20 protein-coding genes are annotated in these 20,626 nt (G+C 59.9%); 11 read left to right on the top strand and 9 right to left on the bottom strand.

All coding sequences use genetic code 11. The features are described from left to right. Nucleotides 1-1,406 precede the first annotated feature (1,406 nt). Both IVA75_RS38915 and IVA75_RS38910 read right to left on the bottom strand, forming a co-directional pair. On the bottom strand, nt 1,407-2,072 hold the full coding sequence (locus IVA75_RS38915) for a hypothetical protein (protein ID WP_247282406.1): 666 nt from the start codon (nt 2,070-2,072) through the stop codon (nt 1,407-1,409). A gap of 295 nt (nt 2,073-2,367) precedes the next feature. After that, nucleotides 2,368-2,532: a hypothetical protein gene (locus tag IVA75_RS38910; protein ID WP_247282405.1), complete on the bottom strand. Its 165-nt coding sequence runs from the start codon at nt 2,530-2,532 to the stop codon at nt 2,368-2,370. 519 nt (nt 2,533-3,051) lie between these two features. Here IVA75_RS38910 and IVA75_RS38905 point away from each other — a divergent pair. The 3 genes from IVA75_RS38905 to IVA75_RS38895 all read left to right on the top strand — a co-directional run bounded on the left by IVA75_RS38905 (nt 3,052) and on the right by IVA75_RS38895 (nt 6,425). Then, the gene (locus tag IVA75_RS38905) at nt 3,052-3,873 is read left to right on the top strand and encodes a DUF4365 domain-containing protein (RefSeq protein ID WP_247282404.1); all 822 of its coding nucleotides are present in this window, start codon (nt 3,052-3,054) and stop codon (nt 3,871-3,873) included. Nucleotides 3,874-4,836: 963 nt separating this feature from the next. Continuing rightward, complete coding sequence (locus IVA75_RS38900; RefSeq protein ID WP_247282403.1) at nt 4,837-5,226, top strand: hypothetical protein; 390 nt, start codon at nt 4,837-4,839, stop codon at nt 5,224-5,226. A gap of 497 nt (nt 5,227-5,723) precedes the next feature. Then, nucleotides 5,724-6,425, top strand: coding sequence for a site-specific integrase (locus IVA75_RS38895; RefSeq protein ID WP_247282402.1), 702 nt, complete (start codon nt 5,724-5,726; stop codon nt 6,423-6,425). A 32-nt stretch (nt 6,426-6,457) separates the two neighbouring features. Here IVA75_RS38895 and IVA75_RS38890 read toward each other — a convergent pair whose 3' ends face one another. The 3 genes from IVA75_RS38890 to IVA75_RS38880 all read right to left on the bottom strand — a co-directional run bounded on the left by IVA75_RS38890 (nt 6,458) and on the right by IVA75_RS38880 (nt 7,924). Then, on the bottom strand, nt 6,458-6,721 hold the full coding sequence (locus tag IVA75_RS38890) for a hypothetical protein (RefSeq protein WP_027569393.1): 264 nt from the start codon (nt 6,719-6,721) through the stop codon (nt 6,458-6,460). A 288-nt stretch (nt 6,722-7,009) separates the two neighbouring features. Beyond that, nucleotides 7,010-7,423 carry a nucleoside diphosphate kinase regulator gene (gene rnk, locus IVA75_RS38885; RefSeq protein WP_247282401.1) on the bottom strand — a complete coding sequence of 138 codons (414 nt, stop codon included), beginning with the start codon at nt 7,421-7,423 and terminating at the stop codon, nt 7,010-7,012. A 9-nt stretch (nt 7,424-7,432) separates the two neighbouring features. Continuing rightward, nucleotides 7,433-7,924 (bottom strand): GreA/GreB family elongation factor, encoded by a 492-nt coding sequence (locus IVA75_RS38880; protein WP_247282400.1) that lies wholly within the window; start codon nt 7,922-7,924, stop codon nt 7,433-7,435. A 796-nt stretch (nt 7,925-8,720) separates the two neighbouring features. On the opposite strand from IVA75_RS38880, the gene IVA75_RS38875 reads away from it, so the two are divergent. The 8 genes from IVA75_RS38875 to IVA75_RS38845 all read left to right on the top strand — a co-directional run bounded on the left by IVA75_RS38875 (nt 8,721) and on the right by IVA75_RS38845 (nt 15,863). Further along, entirely contained in the window at nt 8,721-11,642 is a 2,922-nt protein-coding gene (locus tag IVA75_RS38875) for a monovalent cation/H+ antiporter subunit A (protein ID WP_247282399.1), read from the top strand. Next, on the top strand, nt 11,642-11,983 hold the full coding sequence (locus IVA75_RS38870; protein ID WP_018458528.1) for a Na+/H+ antiporter subunit C: 342 nt from the start codon (nt 11,642-11,644) through the stop codon (nt 11,981-11,983). The genes IVA75_RS38875 and IVA75_RS38870 overlap by 1 nt, the downstream gene beginning before the upstream one ends. Then, nucleotides 11,980-13,611, top strand: coding sequence for a monovalent cation/H+ antiporter subunit D (locus tag IVA75_RS38865; protein ID WP_247282398.1), 1,632 nt, complete (start codon nt 11,980-11,982; stop codon nt 13,609-13,611). The genes IVA75_RS38870 and IVA75_RS38865 overlap by 4 nt, the downstream gene beginning before the upstream one ends. Next, nucleotides 13,608-14,096 carry a Na+/H+ antiporter subunit E gene (locus IVA75_RS38860; RefSeq protein WP_247282397.1) on the top strand — a complete coding sequence of 163 codons (489 nt, stop codon included), beginning with the start codon at nt 13,608-13,610 and terminating at the stop codon, nt 14,094-14,096. Before IVA75_RS38865 ends, IVA75_RS38860 begins: the two co-directional genes overlap by 4 nt. After that, nucleotides 14,093-14,374, top strand: coding sequence for a K+/H+ antiporter subunit F (locus IVA75_RS38855; protein ID WP_247282396.1), 282 nt, complete (start codon nt 14,093-14,095; stop codon nt 14,372-14,374). Before IVA75_RS38860 ends, IVA75_RS38855 begins: the two co-directional genes overlap by 4 nt. Beyond that, the gene (mnhG, locus tag IVA75_RS38850) at nt 14,371-14,721 is read left to right on the top strand and encodes a monovalent cation/H(+) antiporter subunit G (RefSeq protein WP_247282395.1); all 351 of its coding nucleotides are present in this window, start codon (nt 14,371-14,373) and stop codon (nt 14,719-14,721) included. The genes IVA75_RS38855 and mnhG overlap by 4 nt, the downstream gene beginning before the upstream one ends. Nucleotides 14,722-15,131: 410 nt before the next feature. After that, nucleotides 15,132-15,260: a hypothetical protein gene (locus IVA75_RS40235; protein ID WP_018458533.1), complete on the top strand. Its 129-nt coding sequence runs from the start codon at nt 15,132-15,134 to the stop codon at nt 15,258-15,260. A gap of 258 nt (nt 15,261-15,518) precedes the next feature. Next, nucleotides 15,519-15,863 carry a universal stress protein gene (locus tag IVA75_RS38845; protein WP_247282394.1) on the top strand — a complete coding sequence of 115 codons (345 nt, stop codon included), beginning with the start codon at nt 15,519-15,521 and terminating at the stop codon, nt 15,861-15,863. Between the two features lie 117 nt (nt 15,864-15,980). Here IVA75_RS38845 and IVA75_RS38840 read toward each other — a convergent pair whose 3' ends face one another. From IVA75_RS38840 to IVA75_RS38825, 4 genes are read right to left on the bottom strand one after another with little or no spacing between them, the layout of a single operon-like run. Next, complete coding sequence (locus IVA75_RS38840) at nt 15,981-16,907, bottom strand: alpha/beta hydrolase (RefSeq protein WP_247282393.1); 927 nt, start codon at nt 16,905-16,907, stop codon at nt 15,981-15,983. A gap of 4 nt (nt 16,908-16,911) precedes the next feature. Then, nucleotides 16,912-18,834 (bottom strand): CoA-transferase, encoded by a 1,923-nt coding sequence (locus IVA75_RS38835; protein WP_247282392.1) that lies wholly within the window; start codon nt 18,832-18,834, stop codon nt 16,912-16,914. Further along, the gene (gene phaC, locus IVA75_RS38830; protein WP_027569382.1) at nt 18,834-19,955 is read right to left on the bottom strand and encodes a class III poly(R)-hydroxyalkanoic acid synthase subunit PhaC; all 1,122 of its coding nucleotides are present in this window, start codon (nt 19,953-19,955) and stop codon (nt 18,834-18,836) included. The genes IVA75_RS38835 and phaC overlap by 1 nt, the downstream gene beginning before the upstream one ends. Further along, nucleotides 19,952-20,626, bottom strand: a complete 675-nt coding sequence (locus tag IVA75_RS38825) for a poly(R)-hydroxyalkanoic acid synthase subunit PhaE (RefSeq protein ID WP_035962397.1) — start codon at nt 20,624-20,626, stop codon at nt 19,952-19,954. Before IVA75_RS38825 ends, phaC begins: the two co-directional genes overlap by 4 nt.

Here is a 20,626-nt window from a genome sequence, read left to right as displayed (position 1 = left end):
CTTGGTCCAGGACGACGCGCTGCAGCGCGGTGTTGGCTGTAAACACGAGACGCCCCGCGGGCGGGAATTTCGAACATGGGGTTCAGGAAGGTTAAACCTTCCTGCGCGAGCGCGCCAGCGTTCCTGGCGAGGCTTCCAGGGCCGTCATCTACACATCAGCCGCGCGCAGCTGCACCAGGAAGATCGGGAGGTCAGGCATGGTGTTTGCCAACCAGCACGGCGGACGCCAAGGGTCGGTGAAGTCGTCGGCCTGAATGGGGCCGTTATCGTTTGCGGGCGTCATTGTGTCCGTACGTGTTCCTGTTGGCCGTCTGCGCGGCGTGGAAAATAATCTGAAAACTTGCGGCCTAAACTCTGTGACTGTGCGGCCGGCGCGCGGGGCGAAACTTCTGAGAGCCTGAATCACCCCTCCCCCTTCGGCGCCAAGCTCGTCCACGCAACATCCTTCGCGACCAGATCATCGACCATCGCATCGTATCGTCACGCGCAGTCTGAATGTCTCCACAGCAGCAACCATCGCCTTGACGCGTTTCGCATCCTCGGGCGGCACGGCCGCACACACCGCCACTGATGCCGCGCCCCTAGCATCCTCCAGACGACGCCGAACAAATTCTAATGCGGTCTCGACGTCGGCCAGTTTTGCGCGGGGCCGCCGCTTGCTTGCTCAGCATCGGCGCGCTGTCGGCTCGTCACCGTGCAACTCCGCCACTCGAACCGGTACCATTCGCCCAGCGCTCCCCGCCCACCGAGCTGTTTCTGAATATCAGGGCGTTCGCGTTCGGACGCGCGTCTACAAAACACTGGCGGTCAGTTCAGAAACTTCACAGCGAGACGGCGCTCATCACGCCATACAACCGAGCAATCAATATTCAAGCCAGCACTTGGAACGCGCAGGCCGAAAGCCGCGGGCACGAAAGGCGCGCTATCGATTTGAACGATTGCAGAGGAATCCGTGAGATGGCGGACCTTGCACCGCACAGAACTGCCGTCGACCAATATCTGCGCAGCATAGACGTTACGTCGCCGCTGGTTCGCCACGTCTCGCAGTCTCCCCCGCTCTAGCGCGCGGGAGATGTTGATCGGCGATTCCAGTCTCAAATGAGGCGCGACCATGGTTTCATTGCTAGGCCGCGAGCTTTTTCTCCATCGCAGCCAGCGCCTCCAAGCTAGATCCTGCGCTGCCACGGCTTTGCGCTCGCCGACCTTGGTATTTCCCCAGCTATTAGCGGCGGCTATCTCGCGGGCTGTCCGGCCATCTAGACTAGCCTCCAAAACCGCCGCATGGACCGCCAGTGCGGCAGCGAGTTGCGGTACATCTAGGCCGGCGATAAAGGCATCCTCTGGCCCACCCGCCGGCCCCACGAAGCTGCCCGGCGTCGCGGTGACGCTGCCGTGCTGGCGATATCCTAGAACTCGGCGCCCGGGGCGATGGCAGTCGTGTACCTTGGAATACGACAGGCCGGCGGCAACCCCGCATTGGCCCAAGCTTCCCCAAACGCGTGCCCGCCGCCGACGCCAAGGCGGTCAATCTCCCGGCGCCTATTACCGTTGCATGCGGATAATGTCTGCGCCCAGCGGGCTGCGCGATTGCGCCGATAGTCTTGGCCTTCCGAGCCGCGCTCGACCTCGGGAAACGCGCCCGTGGCCGGAAGGGAAAGGTGTCTGTCGTTATCTGCCTGCCGCTCTTCATCTGTCTTTCGGCGCTTGCCTTTGGGCTGCCTAAACAACTCCGCAGTGTCATGCCAGCGCCCGTCAGATCCGAGCCAGGCGGTGATCTGCCCACGGCTGTCAATGCGCAGGCGCGCCCGCATCGGCGCATCAAGCTCCGCCGCAATGATAGGGCCATATCCGTCGCGCGCGCGAATAGCGTCCTTCGCGGCGAGCCGAACCATTTCGTCAGGCGACGGTCGGATTTCCACGATCCGGTCAACCTGGGTGCCACCAACTTCGTTATCATTCGCGGGCATCCAGGCCGAAGGCGCGTTTGGCGCAGCGTAATCTTGCAGGAGTCGCAAATCAGAGCGCCTGCCGGCGCGAGCGAGGCGGGACTCGAGTGGGGTATGTTTTTTCATGGAAACCTCGTGACGATGGTGCTGCTGACCTTGCCGTTATCGGCTCTACTGATTAGTGCGGCTTCTGCGGCCAAGTGCTGGAATGTCCGTACAGCTGGCGGGTTTGATAAATAATCAAACGCGGAATAAAATTTACGCGTGGCTGGACGGCTGGTTTGCAGGAAGCAGATGGGCTTGGACTTTGAGCCGGCCCCTACCCGACCATGTTTCCCCTCCGGTTTTGCACGCGCGGAAGGAAGGCTGGGGGCGTCGGTCCCTGTTTGAATGACTGGAGAGCGTGTTGGCACCCCTCCGCCTACCCTTGCAACCACGGCACCAGGTCGCCCCGTCCAGCTTCAAGCAGCATCTCAACGGGCACCCATTGCCAACACCACTCACCAGTGGATGGGTCGCAACCATAGACGTGCAGCGCCTCGCCATCGCAGTCGTCGACCTCTTCAATCGTGTCTAGATCAAGCATTGCAAACCTTCCTTCGAGACCGATTTGCAGATTTGCAACCCATACGGATTTTCGAAGTGATCCGAAGAAAACCGGAGTGATTGCAAATCCTGCAAATCTGCAAGTGAATTGATAATAATCAGATGTATCACATACTTACACCTACCGCTCCAGTTGCAGTTTTCTTGCCCGGTACACGCAGCGAGTTCTGGCGTGCGAAAATAGAGGCGAACCGTAAGCGCGACAGCAAGACGTACGATGCCCTTCGCGGCGGTCGCTGGCGGGTGCTGACAGTCTGGGAATGCAGTGTCAAAGGACCAGCCCGTATGCCTTTGCAGGATGTCCTTTGCGCCTGCGCGGACTTTGTTCAAGGGAATTTGCCATCTGCCGTGTTGGCAGGATCTTGGCCGCAGAAACGTTCTATGAAGAAGCGCTCTATCGGTCCGAAGCAGTCCTCACGCGTTGAAAGGCCGGGGCCGTGATGATGACACCTAAGCCGCTCGTACGCTCATACGGGCCTTCTACGCACGGCGGACGGGGATGAAGCTACGCTTTCCAAAACGGACGAACACCCATGTAACCGAAGCCGGCTCTTGGCGGCTGCTCCAAAGCCTTGCACCCCAGGAATGGATCGTTCGTGAGGTATCTGAGCGGGACTACGGTATTGATGCTTACATCGAGCTCGTGGAAGCCACCGGTGAAATCACCGGTCATTTGCTGTCCGGCCAACTCAAAGGCGTCCGAAGTATCGAGTGGCAACCGTCTGAGGACGGTGGTCGTATTGCCAGATCCCCCTCGGTAAAGACGTCAACCGCCGCCTACTGGCTCGGCCTTCCCATACCCGTGTTTCTGTTCGTCGCCGATCTCTCTGCCCAAAACATCTTCTTCGTCCCTGTCAAGGAGGCGCTCCGGCGGGACTACGACAAACTTGCCAGTCAAGAGACCATCAGCTTCGCGCTAGTGGACGCGCTCTCGCTGACATCCGAGAACGGTTTAGAAATGCTGCGCCGGCTTTATACGCGAGAACGCCTACACGACCACTTCTCGTTTCACATCACAAGCCTGGTCAGTCACGTCGACGCCTTCGGCGAGTTCATAAGGATGAACCAAAACCGCGACGTGTTCATGGAGTGCAGACCGAACAGCACCTCCAGTTCCGGGCGCTGTACGAGTCCTGCCGGATGGCGTCGCTCTATCTTGAAGACAAATGGACAGTCGAGTCCCTGGCTGAGCTATACCGGAAGGACCGGACAGAATGGAGGGACGACACGGTTTACCTGCATGAGAGGACGCTCGACTATGCTCTTCAAAAAATCGATAAGTTCTTCCCATCCTTGGTCCGCAAGGCACTCGCCCTCGTAGGCGAGGTGCAAGCGAGTTACTCGCTTGACAAGGATCCCATCCTTTTCACTCTTTGTAGCAGCGGTGAGCTGGAATGGTCGCTCAAGCGATTCGAGGAGGAATCCGGAAGATAGGCCAGTTGTGCATTTCGGATTGCGGGACCTTCCAGCACCGAGATGGACAGCCCGAGCGCCATGTTGGTCAAGCTTCGGCAAACTTGGGCCCATGTGACAAAAGCAGCCAACGAACCGTTCGGGATGAGCCGGTAGGGAAATACAAGGAACTTGACTTCAGCCGCTGCGCTTCTGCCGAGACGTCGGCGGCTCCAGCAACTCCAAGAAGTCACGTCAGCCGAGGACATGGAAAAAGGCTTGCCATGCGTCACCGAACCGACTGTCCGATCAGCACACAAAGATCCGATGTAAGACTCCCTCGCCTATCGACTTGCCGAGCCCGCATGGCAACTTTTAGAGCGATCCTGTCGCTACCATGCCTTGGCCCGCGTCGCAGACGAGGATTGTCTCAACGCCACCAAGCCCGCCTGAAGTAGCCTAGCAATGTACGTCTCAAGGGCATAGTACAAGTCGGCTCGCTCAAGTCCCGCTGCTTTGATCATAGCCGCCTCTACGACTCACGAATCGATACGATGTGCCTGGATCACTCCCCGCGAGAGCCTCGACTTGAGGCGGGAAGTTCAATCAGGAGGTGCGCACATAGGCGCTGATCGTCAGTACGCCGTTGCCTCGCTGCTCTTCAATTGCGTAAGGAGTCCCTCCTTGCGACACCTGCGGGATCCCCACAGCGTAAATAGGCTTGCGCGTGACATAGTGAACGTGATCGATCGCGCAAGCTCAGTTTGAAAAAAATGGGAGGCGCAGCGGGAGAAAATTGCGAACGCTGCCGCCTCCTGTGGATACCGATAGAAGACCTTCAAACCTTTCTAAATAGCTTGCCTGGCCCCTCTTTGACGAGACCGGCGAGACCTTGTTTCCCGAACTGATGGCAGAACTGGACGACATCAAGCAAGGCATCGTCTCCGGGCTGGCTTTGCGGCGTGATCATAAGCACCGGAGATCACCTATTCCGCTGCCATGGATTACGGAGCGACAGGATCTTCGATATCTGCGGGAGGTCGTGAAAAAGATCATTCGGGCGGCCAGTCTACGGGAAGAGCTGTCATTCACTTCGTTCCGCCACGGCGGCTTTACCGAGGGGGCTGACAGCGATCTGACGGACGCTGAGCTGAGAGCGGCCGGGCGCCACCGGTCATCGCGGCAATTGCCGACCTATGCAAAGCGCACACGGAAACAGCTAATTTCAGGCACCAAGAAGCGGCGAGAGGAAAGAACAAAAGCAGCCGGTTTGTCGGAATAGCCATCGGCCGTCTGTCGGAATGACGTCCGCGAGAAACCCCTAAGCTATTGAAAAGTTTGGTGGGCGCACCAGGGCTCGAACCTGGGACCCGCTGATTAAGACTCAGCTGCTCTGAGAAACTTCGCTGGTGGATTCACCCACTGTGAAAATCGGAGCGCCAGGCGCGCGAGCTTCTGCAGACGTCAAATTGCCTCAGGCGTGATCGCCCACGCTTGCCGTCAATGTATTTTTTCTTGATCTCCCGGTGCACACGTCGCGCACACGCCGCCTTCTAACCAACTGAAAATACTGAACTCTCGTTCCAATCCATCATGGGCGCCACAGAAAAGCGATAGTCTTGATATTCCAAGTAGTTATCCTATCCTTACAATGGACTAGAGCAGGAACAAGTGCACACGTGTGCACTCCAAATTAGCCCAAATTGCACACGTTTGTACCGCGTTTGATCTCCCGGTGCACACGTAGCGCACACGAAATCGGGGTGGAGTGCACACGCAATGCCGACCTTTACGAAGGTCAAGTCGGGCAGCTGGCGCGTTCAAGTCAGGAGGAAGAACGAGTACGTCGCAAACACCTTCGTCCGGCGGCGTGATGCGGAGAGTGGGCACTGGATGTTCGAGCGTTCAATCGACCGCGGCACCCCAATTCGACGCTCCCGGCCTTTTGAGCAGCCTCGAATATTTTCCGATTTGATCGCGCTGCACCTCGACGATCCTGCGCAGGCCATGCGCCAAGCCGAGATCTGCCGGATCGAATGGTCCGATGTCGATATGACGAAGCGAACTGTCACCATTCGCGACCGCAAAGATCCGAGGTGCAAGGACGGAAACCATCAAATCGTCCCTCTCCTAAATTCGACAGACTATGCTGCGTGGCAGATCATGCTGGAGCAACGCATTCTGACGCGCGGTCTCGGGCGCGTATTTCCTTACCACTCGAAGTCCGTCGGGGCCGCTTTCCGCAGGTCTTGCAACGCGATCGATATCGATGATCTTTGCTTTCACGATTTGCGTCACGACGGGACAAGCAGACTCTTCGAAGCGGGTTTCTCAATACAGCAGGTCGCTATGGTGACGGGCCATAAGGATTGGCGAATGTTGCAACGCTATACAAACCTCAAGCCCGAGGATCTGCACAAGATGCAGACAGCCGCTCAGCCGTCGCTGGAGCAGTTCCTGGCAACGCTGGCAGCAAGCTAGGGTGACTACCCCCTGCTCGCTCGCGGGCCCGACTATCTGTCTTCGCCGCTCCGCCGACGGAAGGGATCGGCGACATCGTCGTGGCCGCTGCGGCTGCTGAAGAACATCAGGGCCATCAGCCCGCAGCCGATAACCAGCGAGAAGAAAGCTCCGAGCCCAAGCGCGATCCAGCCATGCTTGCCCATTTCGACCCCACTGCTGGCTCCCCAGATCGAGACAGCCCAAACGCCGGTCAGGATCAACATGGCTCCCAGAGCAACCAACAGCGCGATCTGGCCGGCACTGATGTTCTTCATGGCTGTTTCCACTGTGTGTCTAACGAGGGTCAACGGCGAAGAGCGAGGAGGCGTTCCTGAACAATGCCAAACCCTGAGTGGCTCGTCTGAGTTCGGTGCCGGAACGTGCCGGGCGCTGATTCGCGAAGCTTACGGCGAGTGACTTGCTGCACGGCAGCAACCTCCGTCGCAGGCAATCCGGTCCATCGAATCCAATCAAAAAACACGCCCACATCCGGGCGCGACGCCTCGGGACGGCGCGCCCACATCGCAGAGGCGGCGATGTTCGATCTTACTAAACGCGAGGGCTTATTCGGACACAGCGAGAACGGTCAGGCCCCTGGTGCGCCTGTGGGGCGTCTCGAAGTCGATCCGCTGCCCCGGCGATAGGCCGATCAAGGCCGCTCCAACAGGCGTCAGGACCGAGATCTGATTGAGCTCGATGTTTGCCTCATGCGGATAGACCAGCACGATCTCTCGGCTCGCACCCGTCTCGTCGTCGCGATAGGTCACTTTCGACCCCATCCTGATCACGCCTCGCAAGTTGTTCTCGTCCGTCACCGTGGCACGTTCCATCTCTCGAGCCAGAAAATGGGCCACTCGCGGAAACAGATCCATGCTCGAATTGGCCAAGGAACTGAGGCGCCGTGATTCGTCCTCAGTGATCTTGATCGGTGGCAACGCCGGCTGTTCTCGCCGGCTCTCAGCTTCGAAATTGCGCATTGGTCGCTCCTATGCTGCAGTTGGTCCGGGGTCGTCGTCGAAAGGGTTGCCTGGCCGCCTCGTCCCTCTCCGGAAGAGTGGGACGACCTTTGAATCCGATGGGGTCAGGCTTTGGACCCTGACGACATTCAGGCATCCGGCGACGAAGTACGGCATCTGGTCGCCGACCTGCAGTCCGATCAAAGCTGTACCCAGTGGGGTCAACACCGAAATGCAGGCGGGATCCGACCAGCACTCCTCGGGCCAGACCAGTTGCACGGTGCGACGCGGAACGCCCCAATTCGTGCAATGGGTGACCCATGATCCGATCGTCACGAAAGGACGGACGTTGTCCGCTTCGTCCGGGACGATATCGGCGCGGTTGATTTCGCCCATGAGGAACATCCCGTCCAAATCTCCTTTTTGGACGGCGAGGCGGGCGAGCTGTTCGAGCCGCGGATAGTCTGATGAGGTCAGTGCGATTTTTGGAAGAGGCAGCACGGCGCACTCCTTCTGCTTCAAGACGACCTCTCGAGTGGAGGTCACGAAAGCTGGAAAAGAGCCCGGACGGCGCGAACACCGTCCGGCTAACCGCCTGCTTGGAGGCGGCCGGCGTGAAGAGCAAAACGCGCGGTGCGCGCATCAATGTCGATGACATAAGCCATGATGCTCTAACTATAGTAGTTCATTTCCCTGGAAACATTGCGACGAAACCGCACAGCACCTGTGCACACGAAATATCGAGAGGGGACAAAGGAGCGTCATTGAAGTGAGAGGGGCGGACAATCACGCGGGTCTACCCAGCTGCGCAAGAACGTGTGTCGAAGTTTGCACCGCGTGGGATGGCCAAGCTGGCGTTGCTGCAGGCGATCGCTCTTGTCGCACCGGTAGGCCTGGGCGGCGGTTTGACATGAATGTGAGCCGTACTTCTGCCGAACCATTATTATAGTCGGCATCGATCGCTTGCACCTGGCGATGGAACACTGAACGGGCGCCATGACATGCGTACCGCTCCGAGGTCAGCCCCGCTGAGGACACCGAGCCGGTCGAGATGAGTGGCTGGCGGGTATCGCGCTCTGCGGATTCTACGCGTTGCTCGGCGCTCTCGCGGCCCTCGTTGCCGCCGCGACTGGCACCCTTCCACACTGGATCTGAGCAGCTCGATTGCGGAGCCAGTGTCCGCCAGAATGGCGGTTTCCGGGCCAAACCATCACAACGGCGCTAAATCTAGCAGTGGAGATATCGATCCGCCTCGGCTAAGCAATTGAGGATCAGCGAAAGCATCTCTCCACCTCGCAGCCTGGGGCAATGAACGCAAATGTTCCTGCTTGCCGTTCTCGTCCTTCCTTTCGCAGGAAGCTTTATTGCGGCACTCTTGCGGGTCAATGCACGCAACGCTGAGGCATGGCTCGCTGGAGCGGTCGCACTTACAGCTTTTTGCCTCATCGGCACGGCTTATCCGAACGTGACGAATGGCGGCGTTGTCGGGTGGCGAACGGACTGGGTCGCTGAACTTGGACTCGCATTTGTGCTGAGGCTTGACGGGTTCGCATGGGCCTTCGCCATGCTGATCACCGGCATCGGCTTTCTGGTGGTGCTGTATGCCCGGTACTACATGTCACCCAGTGATCCCGTTCCGCGGTTCTTCTCCCTGCTGCTCGCCTTCATGGGAGCAATGCTGGGAATCGTGCTCTCCGGCAACCTGCTCCAACTGGTTTTTTTCTGGGAGCTGACCAGTCTCTTTTCATTCCTGCTGATCAGTTACTGGCACCACAACGCGGCGGCGAGAGACGGCGCGCGGATGGCGCTGGTGATCACGTCGACGGGTGGGCTTTGCCTCTTCGCCGGCGTGCTGCTGATCGGACACATCGTCGGCAGCTATGACCTGGAGCAGGTGCTGGCTTCCGGAAACGCGATCCGTTCGCACGCGCTTTATGTCCCCGCACTCGTTCTGATCCTTCTCGGCGCTCTCACAAAAAGCGCCCAATTCCCGTTTCATTTCTGGCTGCCGCACGCGATGGCCGCTCCAACTCCCGTTTCCGCTTATCTCCATTCGGCAACAATGGTGAAGGCCGGAGTGTTCCTCCTGGTGCGGCTCTGGCCGGCAATGGGTGGAACGAATGAATGGCTGTGGCTGGTGGGCTCGATCGGCCTGATCACGTTTTTTCTGGGCGCGTTTCTCGCCGTGTTCCAGCAGGATCTGAAAGGGCTACTGGCCTACTCGACGATCAGCCATCTCGGGCTGATCACACTTTTGACCGGACTTGACACCCCATTCGGGCAGATCGCGGCGATTTTCCATATCATGAACCACGCGACCTTTAAGGCATCGCTGTTCATGGCGGCCGGCATCATCGATCACGAAACCGGCACGCGCGACATCCGCCGCCTTAGCGGGCTATGGGCCTTCATGCCGATTACGGCGACGCTGGCCATGGTGGCTGCCGCGGCAATGGCGGGAGTGCCGTTGCTGAACGGTTTTCTGTCGAAGGAAATGTTTTTTGCCGAGACGATCGAGGTCCATGACAATTCCCTCGTCGATCAGGCGCTGCCGTACATCGTCACTCTCGCCAGCACGTTCACGGTTGCCTATTCGCTGCGCTTCATTCGCGACGTGTTCTTCGGCCCGGCTCCAACCGGCTTGCCACGCGTTCCACATGAGCCGCCACTGTTGATGCGACTTCCGGCCGAACTGCTCGTGCTGGCATGCCTCATCGTCGGCGTCGCGCCGGCTCTCACTGTGGCGCCGATCCTCGATACGGCTGCCCGGGCGGTTCTCGGCTCCGCGATGCCGGAGTACAGCCTTCGTCTCTGGCACGGAATTACGCCTGAACTTCTGATGAGCATCGTAGCGATGGCCGGCGGTTTGGGCGTCTACGTCATGCTGCGGTCCTACCTGCTCTCGCATGAGGGACCGCCCTTGCTCGGTCGCATCAATGGCAAGTGGATATTTGACTGGGTGTTGGTGACATTGTCCTGGCGGCTTGCACGATGGCTCGCCACAAATCTCGGCACGAGGCGTCTCCAACGACAATTGAGACTGTTGGCTGGCGTGGCGTTCGTCGCTGCCCTGCTGCCCCTCTACGCCCGCGGCCTCTCGCTGACGGGACCGTCAGAGAGGGAATTCGACCTCGTCTTTGGATTACTCTGGGTGGTCGGCGTTGGTTGCGCGGTGGGGACCGCGGTCCAGGCCAAATTTCATCGGGTGGTGGCGCTGATACTGCTCGGGACCGCGGGTCTCGTCACCTGCGTCAGCTTCGTCTGGTTGTCCGCTCCCGACGTCGCGCTGACGCAGATCGTCGTTGAGACGGTTACGACGGTTCTCCTGTTGCTCGGCTTGCGGTGGCTGCCGAAACGCATTGCGCGACCAGGCCCGGCCGAGGCGCCCCACAGCATTCGGTGGCACCGCGTTCGCGACTTCTCCATCGCGCTCCTCGCCGGGCTCGGTTTGGCCACCCTTGCGCTGGCAGCCATGCAACTCCCGGACAATCACAGCATTTCGCGATACTTCGTGGAAAACGCATACACGAAAGGGGGCGGAACTAACGTGGTCAACGTCATCCTGGTGGATTTTCGCGGGTTCGATACGCTCGGCGAGATCACGGTGCTTGCGGTCGTCGCGCTGACCGTCTTTGCGCTTTTGCGCCGTTTCCGCCCGGCCCCCGAAAGCATTCCCGTTCCCGAACAGCAGCATGTCCAGGATGCCCACGACGAGGCTCATCCCGATCGACAGAAGGGCGACACTGCCAAGGACACGCTGGCTACTGCGGCATTGATGATGGGCTTGCTGTTTCCCGTGATCGGCGTCGTGGCCATCTTCCTTCTCTTGCGCGGGCACGACCTTCCAGGCGGCGGCTTCGTCGCCGGCATCGCAATGGCAACGGCGTTCATCCTGCAGTATATGGCTCGCGGCACGGCGTGGGTGGAAGCTCGTCTTCACGTCATGCCGGTGCGTTGGATGGGTTTCGGCCTCTTGCTGGCAGGATTTGCGGGAGCTGCCGCCTGCGTTTTCGGACACCCCTTCCTGACGTCGTACTTTGCATATGCCGAACTGCCTCTGCTCGGTCGCGTCCCCACGGCCAGCGCTCTTCTTTTCGATATCGGTGTGTTCTCGCTCGTCGTCGGCGCCACGGTCTTGATGCTCATCGCAATCGCGCATCAATCGCTGCGTCGCTATGGCGTGCCGCTCCAGGCGGGGCAACGCGCGCCCGATGAGCGAGCGAAAGAGGAGTTGGTGTAATGGAGCTTAGCCTGGCCATCGGCATAGGTGCGCTTACGGCGTCCGGAGTGTGGCTGATCCTCAGGCCGCGCACGTTTCAAGTCATCATCGGGCTTTCGTTGCTCTCTTACGCCGTCAATCTCTTCATCGTGGCCATGGGACGGGTGCGGACGGGAGCGCCGGTGCTGATCGCAAAGGAGATCGGGGATGCAACGAAACATGCTGACCCGCTACCACAGGCGCTCGTACTGACTGCAATCGTCATCAGTTTTGCGACGACGGCGTTGTTCCTTGTCGTTCTCCTCGCGTCGCGCGGCCTGGCTCGCACCGATCACGTCGATGGTCAAGAGCCCGAGGCGTGAGCGGAATCGCAAATCTGGTTGTTGCGCCCATCGTCCTGCCCCTGCTTGCCGGCGCAGGCATGCTGCTCTTGAATGGAGAGCGGCACCGCAACATCGTGGCTGCGGTCAACGTCGCCGGAACGGTTGCACTCGTTTGTGTCGCGGCGATCTTGCTCGGAATGTCTGATTCGGGTCACCCCGAAATCAGGGAAGTCTATCGCCTGGGCGATTGGCCTGCTCCGTTCGGAATTGTCCTCGTTCTCGATCGGCTCTCCGCGCTCATGCTGCTCCTGACCAGCATCCTGGCGCTGGCGTCAGTTGTGTTCTCTCTTGCCCGTTGGCACCGGACAGGCGCGCATTTCCATCCGCTCTTTCAGTTTCTGTTGATGGGCCTCAATGGTGCCTTCCTGACCGGCGATCTCTTCAACCTGTTTGTCTTCTTCGAGTTGTTGCTGGCCGCTTCGTACGGACTTCTGCTGCATGGCTCCGGTCTCGCACGGGTGAAGGCTGGATTGCACTACATCGTCGTGAATCTGGTCGCGTCGCTATTGTTCCTGATCGGGGTCAGCCTGATCTATGGCGTCACCGGGACGCTCAATATGGCGGACCTCTCGGCGCGGATACCTGCAATCGCCGCGGAGAGCCGCGGTTTGCTCGAAGCAGGCGCCGGCATGTTGGCGGTGGCCTTCCTGCTCAAGGCCGGCATGTGGCCCCTGTGTTTCTGGCTGCCGACGGCCTACGCAGCCGCGAGTCCACCGGTGGCGTCGATCTTTGCGATCATGACCAAGGTCGGCGTTTATATCATCCTGCGTCTATCGCTGTTGCTTTTTGGTGAGGGCAGTGGCGCGTCAGCGGGCTTCGGCAGTGACTGGCTGTTATGGGGTGGGTTGGCGACGATCGCCTTCGGAGCAATCGGCACATTGGCATCCCAGGACACCGCCCGTCTCGGCGGCTTTTCGGTGCTCGTATCCTCCGGAACCGTGTTGGCAGCCACGGGGACCGGGCAAGTCAGTGTCACCGGTGGAGCACTGTTTTACCTGGTCAGCTCGACCCTCGGCATCAGCGCGTTCTTCCTTCTGGCCGAACTCATCGAGCGCGGCCGCGAACCCGGAGCTGACGTGATCGCCGTCACGCGAGAAGCTTACGGAGAAGACGACGATGCGGACCACACCGAAGAGGAAGTCGGCACGGCCATTGTGGCCACGATGGGGTTGCTCGGCGTCGCCTTCATCGCGTGCGCACTGGTCATCGCCGGGCTCCCGCCGCTGTCGGGTTTCATAGCCAAATTCGCGCTGCTTACGGCGGCGCTTCATCCTTCAGGCATGCATCCGGGCGGTGCCGTTCCTGGCAGTGGGTGGGCGCTCTTGTTGGCGCTCCTCGTGTCCAGTTTTGCGGCGTTGGTCGCGCTGACCCGAGCAGGTATACGCTCCTTCTGGGCGTCGCCAGATCGCACCGTGCCGCGTGTGCGCCTGATCGAGATGGCGCCCATCATGTTCCTGTTGATCATTTGCGCGGCCCAGACAGTGCTCGCCGGTCCGGTGATGCGCTTCATGCAGGCAACGGCGCAATCGCTGCACGCGCGGGCGGGCTACATCAGCGACGTCCTGGAGATCAGCGCCCAAGGCAGCCGAAAGGCGGGCGGCAAATGACGCGATTCCTGCCCTTTCCGCGGATGAGCTTCTGTCTGCTCGCATTGTGGCTACTGCTCAATCAGGCAGTCACCGTCGGACATGTCCTCCTCGGTTGTGTGATCGCGCTCGTCGGCGGGCGGTTTCTCACCGTGCTGGAGTTACCAAGCACGCGCGTCAGGCGACCCGGCGTCCTCCTACGCTTGTTGGGATTGGTGGCGATCGATATCATCCGCTCCAACTTCGCGGTTGGCCGGATCATTCTCGGTTTTGGGCGCCGACAGCGAAAATCCGGGTTCGTGAACATTCCGCTCGATATGCGCAATCCCTATGGACTGGCGTTGCTGGCTTGCATCATTACCTCGAGCCCCGGAACGCTGTGGGTGAATTTCGATACACAGAAAGGGTTGTTGATGATCCATGTTCTCGACCTGGTCGATGAAGCCGAGTGGGTCCGCACGATCAAGCAACGCTACGAACGCCATCTGCTGGAGATATTCGAATGAGCCAGCTCTTGCTGATCTACGCGCTGGTTGCCGCGCAGGTAGTTCTGGTGTTGGCTCTCGGCTGTGGCGCGGTTCGCATATTTCGGGGGCCGCGAGCACAGGATCGCGTTCTGGGCTTCGACACGCTGTCCGTGAACGCGATGTTGTTGCTTCTGACGTTCGGGATTCGATCCGGCGAAACGCTCTATTTCGAGGCGGCTCTCGCCATGGCCCTCTTCGGCTTCGTGGGTACGGTTGCGCTGGCGAAGTTTCTGCTGCGCGGCGAGGTGATCGAATGAACGGCATCGAACACCTGCCGCCCTGGGCTGCTGCTCTCACGGCACTTCTCGTTTTTGCTGGCGCCATCGTCACACTCGTCGGTTCGCTGGGCCTCTTGCGGTTCGGCACATTCTACGAGCGGGTCCACGCGCCGACGCTCGGGACGACGCTGGGCACCGTATTCATTGCAGCTGCTTCGATCGTTTGCTTTTCGGTACTTCAGAGCAGGCCCGTGCTGCACGAAATCCTGATCATCGGGCTTGGCTTGGTAACCACGCCTATTGCCCTGACCGTATTGGTGGGCGCAGCGCGATTTCGCGATACCGCCGAAAAGAGTGCGCAGGTTCGCGGACCAAAGGGCAATTAGCGCGAGACGCGCGAATTCTTGCGGCAGGTTCCTTGACCGGCGAGTCGGTCAATCCAGGCTAAATGTCGCATTGGATTCCTGCATCGCATGCCCACTTCTAAGTACATGATGCGTGATGCTGAGTAGTAGGCGAGTTCGCCGAAGTCTTTGCATGTTGGCCGCCTGATCATAGGCAATCAGCCCCGAACTCAGTCCATGCCGCGTTCGCGGAGGGCTGGAAGCTCGGTGCCCGGCAGAGCAATGCACATGCCGCTCGCAAGCGAGCCGCACCGCAAACAGAGGCAGTGATGACTACAACGCTACGACGCCGGATTTATAGGACCCAGCTGCAGATCCGCCGGTAACCCGGACGATTCACATCGTCCGGGACGGTACCTTATTAGTTCTGCAACCAAAGCCAGGAGCTTCTTATGTCGGTGTTCTTCGCGCTGCTCGTCCTGACCTCTTGGGTCATGTTCATCTGGATTTCAGATCCCGATGGTTTCCGCGAGGCATTCGCTCGCCGCCGAGCGCCAATTCCTCACGATCCTAAAAGGTGACCCTGGGAGGTTCACCTCCCGTCACCGCATACACAGTTGCGTATGAGAGAGAAAGATATTGTACTCCGCAGCTCGCGGTGCGCGATGTCTGTTTCTTGTCGGCTCCAGATCGTCCGTCCAGGCCAAATTGCTGGATCAGACGACTGGAGCCCGCCCGCAGCAGCATCAAAGGCCCTTCGCAATAGAACCCAGTTGCCGCGCTGGTCGACTTGGCAAGCCATCGTTCTCGCGGCCGTTCGCAATCATAAGGAGTCTGACATGAACATCGTCGCCGCGACAGATTTCTCGACGCGGTCCAATCGCGCTCTGCGGCAGGCCGGCCTCCTGGTGCGCTCCCCTGATGCAAAACTGCACCTTGTTCATGTCGTCGACGAGGATCAGCCAGCAGAGCTGATCCGTATCGAAGAGCAAGAGGCACAGCGGGTGCTGGTTGAGCAGGTCGCATCCATGCCGGAGCTGCACAACGTTCAGCGTAAGCAGTTTCTGCGCGACATCTTCACAGGCACCACAATCGAGCGTGTAATTCGCGGAGGCAACATCGCTCCTGGTGATGCGCTTGGCGCGCTCGTAGGCGTGACTTTCAGCTGCGTCTCCGGAAACTAAACCGCGCATCAGGTCAGGCGCGTTCGTGAAATAGAAGATCGAGTATGAGTTTCGGTGAGTACAGCCAAGTTGGAATTAACACCGTCAATGGTGCGGTTCGGCATAAAGCGCTCACGGTTAAGTGGGGTCGTTGCCGCTCAGAAACTGCACAACGATCTCGATCTGGTCGTCAGCGATCAGGGCCGGCGCATGGCCGCAATCCGCAATGGTGTGGACGCGGACATTGCGATTGCGCCGCATCATGTCCCTGAGGACGGCTTCGGGAAGCAAATCCGATTGCTGCCCGCGTATCACAAGAATGGGGACGTCGATCGCGTCCCAGTATTTCCAGAGATCGACGCTGTGGTGCCAGGGGTTTCGAAAGGCATGGGCGATATTCGGATCGCACAGCGGCCTGAAGCAGCGCCCCTCCGCGCTCCAGATCACACTATGCGTTGTCAGATGCCGCCAGTGCGCATCCTCCAATTGCCCGAAAGGCGCCAGAACCCGCCGGTAGTAGCTTTCGGCCTGTTCGATCGTCTCAAAGGATCTTGGCGCCTCGTTGAGATTGGCACCGAGACGAAGCAATCCAGTCCAGGGCAGATAGGGTCCGATATCGTTGATGACGATGCGACGGATCGGACTACCCGGAAGGGCGGCCAGCACCATCCCGATCAGGCCACCGAGCGACGTGCCGACCCAGTCGATCTCCGTTGCACCGAGGCCTGCCATCAGCACTGTCATATCGCTGCAATATTGCGGCAAGGCATAGTCGCTGCTGTCGTGCAGCCGTTCGCTTTGTCCGCGGCCCGGCAAGTCCGGGCAAATGACGCGCCGGCCCGCGCTGGCGAGAACTGCGGCGAGATGATCGAAGTCCCGGCCGTTTCTCGTCAATCCGTGGACACAGAGCACCGGCCGCACCGCGGACGCCGGTCCCCAATCGGTGAATGCGATGCGATGAAAGCTGCGCCGGGTCAGCCCCCGCACCGATCCGGTGCGGTCGGGCGCCATCTGCCGTCCTTCAGGCCAATCCGCGGGGCGCACCTCGGTGGATTTCAGCCGCATCGGTCTATTCGACAAACCGGTGGGCGTCGGCCGAGGTTTCGAAGATATGCGGCGCGACGTCGCGGCGGGCCAGCGCGTCGCCGAGCTTCAGGCGCATGAATGCGCTGGTGGTGTAGCGCGAGGCATGATCGTAGCAGGTCCGCTCGACCTCGGCGGCCATTGAAAACCATTTCTCCGCCATGTCGGGAGCGATGTAAGACGAATCGTAATTGACGACTGCGGAAAACCGGCGTCCGACACGATGGAAGAGCTCGAGGATCGACGCCCGGATTACCTCGACGTCGGCATCTCGATGGACCCGATAGCCGTCGAGCCCGAGGAATAGTGTGTTGCGATCAGCATCGTACGACAGCCGCTCCGCCAGAGGCCTGTTGAGCAGCCGGTCGTCGAGCTGCATCAGCGCTTCGCTGAACAGCGACACATCCATGGATTTCGGCGCTTGGATGATGGGGCGAAAGCCCATCAGCGCGAGAATGTCGCGCTCCATGTCGACACCCGGCGCGATCTCCGTTAATTCGAGACCTTCCTGGGTAAGCTTGAATACGCATCGCTCGGTCACATAGAGAACCGGCTGCCTGTTGGTTGCGGCAAGCTGGCCCGAAAACGTGATCTGATCCACTTTGTCGATGAATTTCGAGGACTTGCCTTCGCTGAGGATCTTGAGCTGACCATCCACGACCGAGGTCTTGAGCCCCCCGGTGGTGAAAGTGCCTGCGAAGATCAGCCGGCGCGCATTCTGGGATATGTTGATGAAGCCGCCGGCGCCGGCCAGGCGGCCATTGAACAGGCTGACGTTGACGTCGCCGCGGCCATTGACCTGAGCCATGCCGAGACAGGCCAGATCGAGCCCGCCGCCGTCGTAGAAATCGAACATCTGGTTCTGGTCGATGATCGATTCTGCATTGATCGAAGCACCGAAATCGAGGCCGCCTTGCGGAATACCGCCGATGATGCCGGGCTCGGCAGTCAGCGTCACGAAGTCGAATAGCTTCTCCTCGGCGGCAACCGACGCAACGCCCTCGGGCATGCCGATGCCGAGATTGACCACGCCGCCCATCGGCAATTCCAGGGCGCAGCGGCGCGCAATGATCTTGCGGTTGTCCAGCGCCATCGGAACATTGCGATCGGCCGGCGCGCGCAATTCGCCGGAGAATGCTCCGTTGTAACCGGTGGCATAGGTCTGGACATGGTTTTCGGGCTGGGCAACGACGACGCAATCGATCAGCACGCTCGGAATCTTAACATGACGCGGATTGAGCGAACCGGAGGCGGCAATGCGCTCCACCTGCGCGATGACGAACCCCTTGCAATTCTTGGCGGCCGTTGCCAGCGCCAGATTGTCGAGGGTCAACGCCTCTTTCTCCATCGAGATGTTGCCGTTGTGGTCGGCGGTGGTACCTCTGATGATCGCAACGTTGATTGGAAATGCCTTGTAGAAGAGCCATTGTTCGCCGTCAATTTCGATCAACCGCACCAGCTCTTCGGTGGTGCGCGCATTCAGCTTTCCGCCGCCATTGGCTGGATCGACGAAGGTGCCGAGCCCGACCTTGGAGAGAAGCCCGGCCTTGCGCCCCGCAATTTCGCGAAACAGATGCGATACGCATCCTAGCGGCAAATTATAGGCCTCGACGTGATTGTCGACCGCCATCCGGGCGAGCTTCGGAACCAGGCCGAAATGCCCGCCGACCAGGCGTTTGATCAGGCCGGGATGCGCCAGGCGGTTGAGGCCGCGATCTGCGCCGTCCCCCGGCGCCGCCGCGAACACCAACGAAAGGTCCCGCGGCTCTCCGGTCTGCACGAAGCGCCGCTCCAGCGCCTTGATGATCTCGTCGGGCGTTCCCACGCCGACGAAGCCGGACGAGGCGACGGTGTCACCGGAACGGATGATGGCCACCGCCTCTGCGGCGTCGACGATCTTGTTGCGCATCAGGCTTCACTTCCGGGATTGGCGTCGCGGGCGACCAGCCAGTCGGCAATGCTCTGGCTCAGCTTGCCCTGCGACTTGCTGGAGACGAACAGGCCGACATGGCCGCCGGGCAGCGGAATTTCAGTGTAATCCGTGCTGCCGATCTTCGCTCCGAGCGCGCGCGAGCAGTCCGGCGGAATGATATGGTCATCCAGCGCAAAAACATTCAACACGGGAGCCGTGATCGACTTCAGATCGACCCGACGGCCGGACAGTTCAAAGCTGCCATCGACCAGGCGGTTCTCCTGGTAGAGATCCTTCAGCCACTGCTTCGCCGCTTCGCCAGGATGATGCGGACGGTCCGCGAGCCACTTTTCCATACGGAGGAAATTCATGAACTTGGCCTCGTCATCGACGACGTCGATGAGATCGACATTGTACTTCGTCAGTGAGCGCATCGGCGTCATCATCGAGAATACCGAGCTCATGAACTCGCCCGGCAGCACGCCATAGGTATCGACCAGCTTGTCGATGTCATCAGGATCGAGGCTGCGGGTCCAGAGGTTGAGGAAGCCGTGGTGCGCGGCCTTGTCCTTGACGTCGGCATGGAAGTCGATCGGGGTGATGGTGATGACGAGATTTTTCACCTTTTCCGGATGCAGAGCAGCGTAACACGTCGTAAAGACGCCGCCTTCGCAGATGCCGAGCAGCGTGATCTTGTCATGGCCGGTTTCCTGCGCGATGCGGTCGACTGCGGCATCGATGTAGTCATCGACGTAATCATCAATTTTCAGCCATCGCTCGGTTCGGCCCGGCTGGCCCCAGTCGACCAGCCAGAGATCGAGCCCTTTTGAGAGCAGGCTGCGCACCAGCGAGCGGTCAGGCTGTAAATCAGCCATGGTATACCGCCCGATCAGGCCGTAGGCTAAAAGGACGGGTGTCTTTGCGGTCGCTTCCGCCATCGATTCGTAATGGAACAGCTCGACCTTGTCGCGGCGCATGACGAGATGCTTCGGCGTGGTGCCAATGGCGACGTCTTCATCCCGCGTATTAGCGATCAGCTGTGTCGCCTTGAACATTTTCTCGGCGTTGGCCGCCATGTCGCGGGCGAAGCGCGAGGTCTGATTCTCCTGGTCGCTCATCGTGCGCCTTCGCTCTTCTGGTCACGCATCTGGCGGGTGAGCGTACGGACTTCACGGCGGAGTTCGGTCAATTGCCGCGTCACGTCGTCGAAGTCCTTGCGAGTCGGCAGGCCCAACATGGCTGACGCCGCTTCAGCCACGTCATCCTGCCGGCTCCGTAATTTGAGTCCCGCCTGGAGTAACTCTTTCTGAGCTTGCAAGAAGCCGTCGGTGCGCTGGTTACGGATCAGTTCCTCGTTGGAGATTTCGCTCCATTTGGCGAACGCCTCGCGCCACTCCGGATGCGGGGAGCCACCGCTAGCCGTTGCCGACATCGTCTCGTAGAACCGCTTCGACGCTTCAGGCCACGGAGCGGCAGCGACCGCATTGTAGCTCGCAAGCCGCTGACGCATCTCGATCCAGGCGCCAAAGGCCAACGCCATTTTCCGGTCGATGTCCCAGACGTCGGCTAGCCTCGGGCCCTGCGCCATTCGCTCGATCGCCGCCGACAATTCGTTGCCGTCGCCAAAACCACCCGGCTTTTCCGACAAACGCGCCAGCATGAACGGTGCCATCGACCCCGACCACGCCTCGACCATGCGGTTCGAGGATTCGGCCATCGTCTGCCAAAGCTTCGCCCATTCCAGGCCGGGATCGGACTCAGCGGTAGCCGATTTATCCTTCTCGCTCAT

This window comes from Bradyrhizobium sp. 134, assembly GCF_023074155.1.
GTDB lineage: Bacteria > Pseudomonadota > Alphaproteobacteria > Rhizobiales > Xanthobacteraceae > Bradyrhizobium.
The sequence above is the reverse complement of the archived record's forward strand: the minus strand, read 5'-3'. Positions and strand labels throughout refer to the sequence as shown.

What these genes read in the sequence shown, in the direction of transcription:
- IVA75_RS38915 (WP_247282406.1), bottom strand. Translation starts at nt 2,072, where the DNA reads ATGAAAAAACATACCCCACTCGAGTCCCGCCTCGCTCGCGCCGGCAGG.
- IVA75_RS38910 (WP_247282405.1), bottom strand. Translation starts at nt 2,532, where the DNA reads ATGCTTGATCTAGACACGATTGAAGAGGTCGACGACTGCGATGGCGAG.
- IVA75_RS38905 (WP_247282404.1), top strand. Translation starts at nt 3,052, where the DNA reads ATGAAGCTACGCTTTCCAAAACGGACGAACACCCATGTAACCGAAGCC.
- IVA75_RS38895 (WP_247282402.1), top strand. Translation starts at nt 5,724, where the DNA reads ATGCCGACCTTTACGAAGGTCAAGTCGGGCAGCTGGCGCGTTCAAGTC.
- IVA75_RS38890 (WP_027569393.1), bottom strand. Translation starts at nt 6,721, where the DNA reads ATGAAGAACATCAGTGCCGGCCAGATCGCGCTGTTGGTTGCTCTGGGA.
- rnk (WP_247282401.1), bottom strand. Translation starts at nt 7,423, where the DNA reads ATGCGCAATTTCGAAGCTGAGAGCCGGCGAGAACAGCCGGCGTTGCCA.
- IVA75_RS38875 (WP_247282399.1), top strand. Translation starts at nt 8,721, where the DNA reads ATGTTCCTGCTTGCCGTTCTCGTCCTTCCTTTCGCAGGAAGCTTTATT.
- IVA75_RS38870 (WP_018458528.1), top strand. Translation starts at nt 11,642, where the DNA reads ATGGAGCTTAGCCTGGCCATCGGCATAGGTGCGCTTACGGCGTCCGGA.
- IVA75_RS38860 (WP_247282397.1), top strand. Translation starts at nt 13,608, where the DNA reads ATGACGCGATTCCTGCCCTTTCCGCGGATGAGCTTCTGTCTGCTCGCA.
- IVA75_RS38855 (WP_247282396.1), top strand. Translation starts at nt 14,093, where the DNA reads ATGAGCCAGCTCTTGCTGATCTACGCGCTGGTTGCCGCGCAGGTAGTT.
- mnhG (WP_247282395.1), top strand. Translation starts at nt 14,371, where the DNA reads ATGAACGGCATCGAACACCTGCCGCCCTGGGCTGCTGCTCTCACGGCA.
- IVA75_RS40235 (WP_018458533.1), top strand. Translation starts at nt 15,132, where the DNA reads ATGTCGGTGTTCTTCGCGCTGCTCGTCCTGACCTCTTGGGTCATGTTC.
- IVA75_RS38845 (WP_247282394.1), top strand. Translation starts at nt 15,519, where the DNA reads ATGAACATCGTCGCCGCGACAGATTTCTCGACGCGGTCCAATCGCGCT.
- IVA75_RS38840 (WP_247282393.1), bottom strand. Translation starts at nt 16,907, where the DNA reads ATGCGGCTGAAATCCACCGAGGTGCGCCCCGCGGATTGGCCTGAAGGA.
- IVA75_RS38835 (WP_247282392.1), bottom strand. Translation starts at nt 18,834, where the DNA reads ATGCGCAACAAGATCGTCGACGCCGCAGAGGCGGTGGCCATCATCCGT.
- phaC (WP_027569382.1), bottom strand. Translation starts at nt 19,955, where the DNA reads ATGAGCGACCAGGAGAATCAGACCTCGCGCTTCGCCCGCGACATGGCG.
- IVA75_RS38825 (WP_035962397.1), bottom strand. Translation starts at nt 20,626, where the DNA reads ATGAGCGAGAAGGATAAATCGGCTACCGCTGAGTCCGATCCCGGCCTG.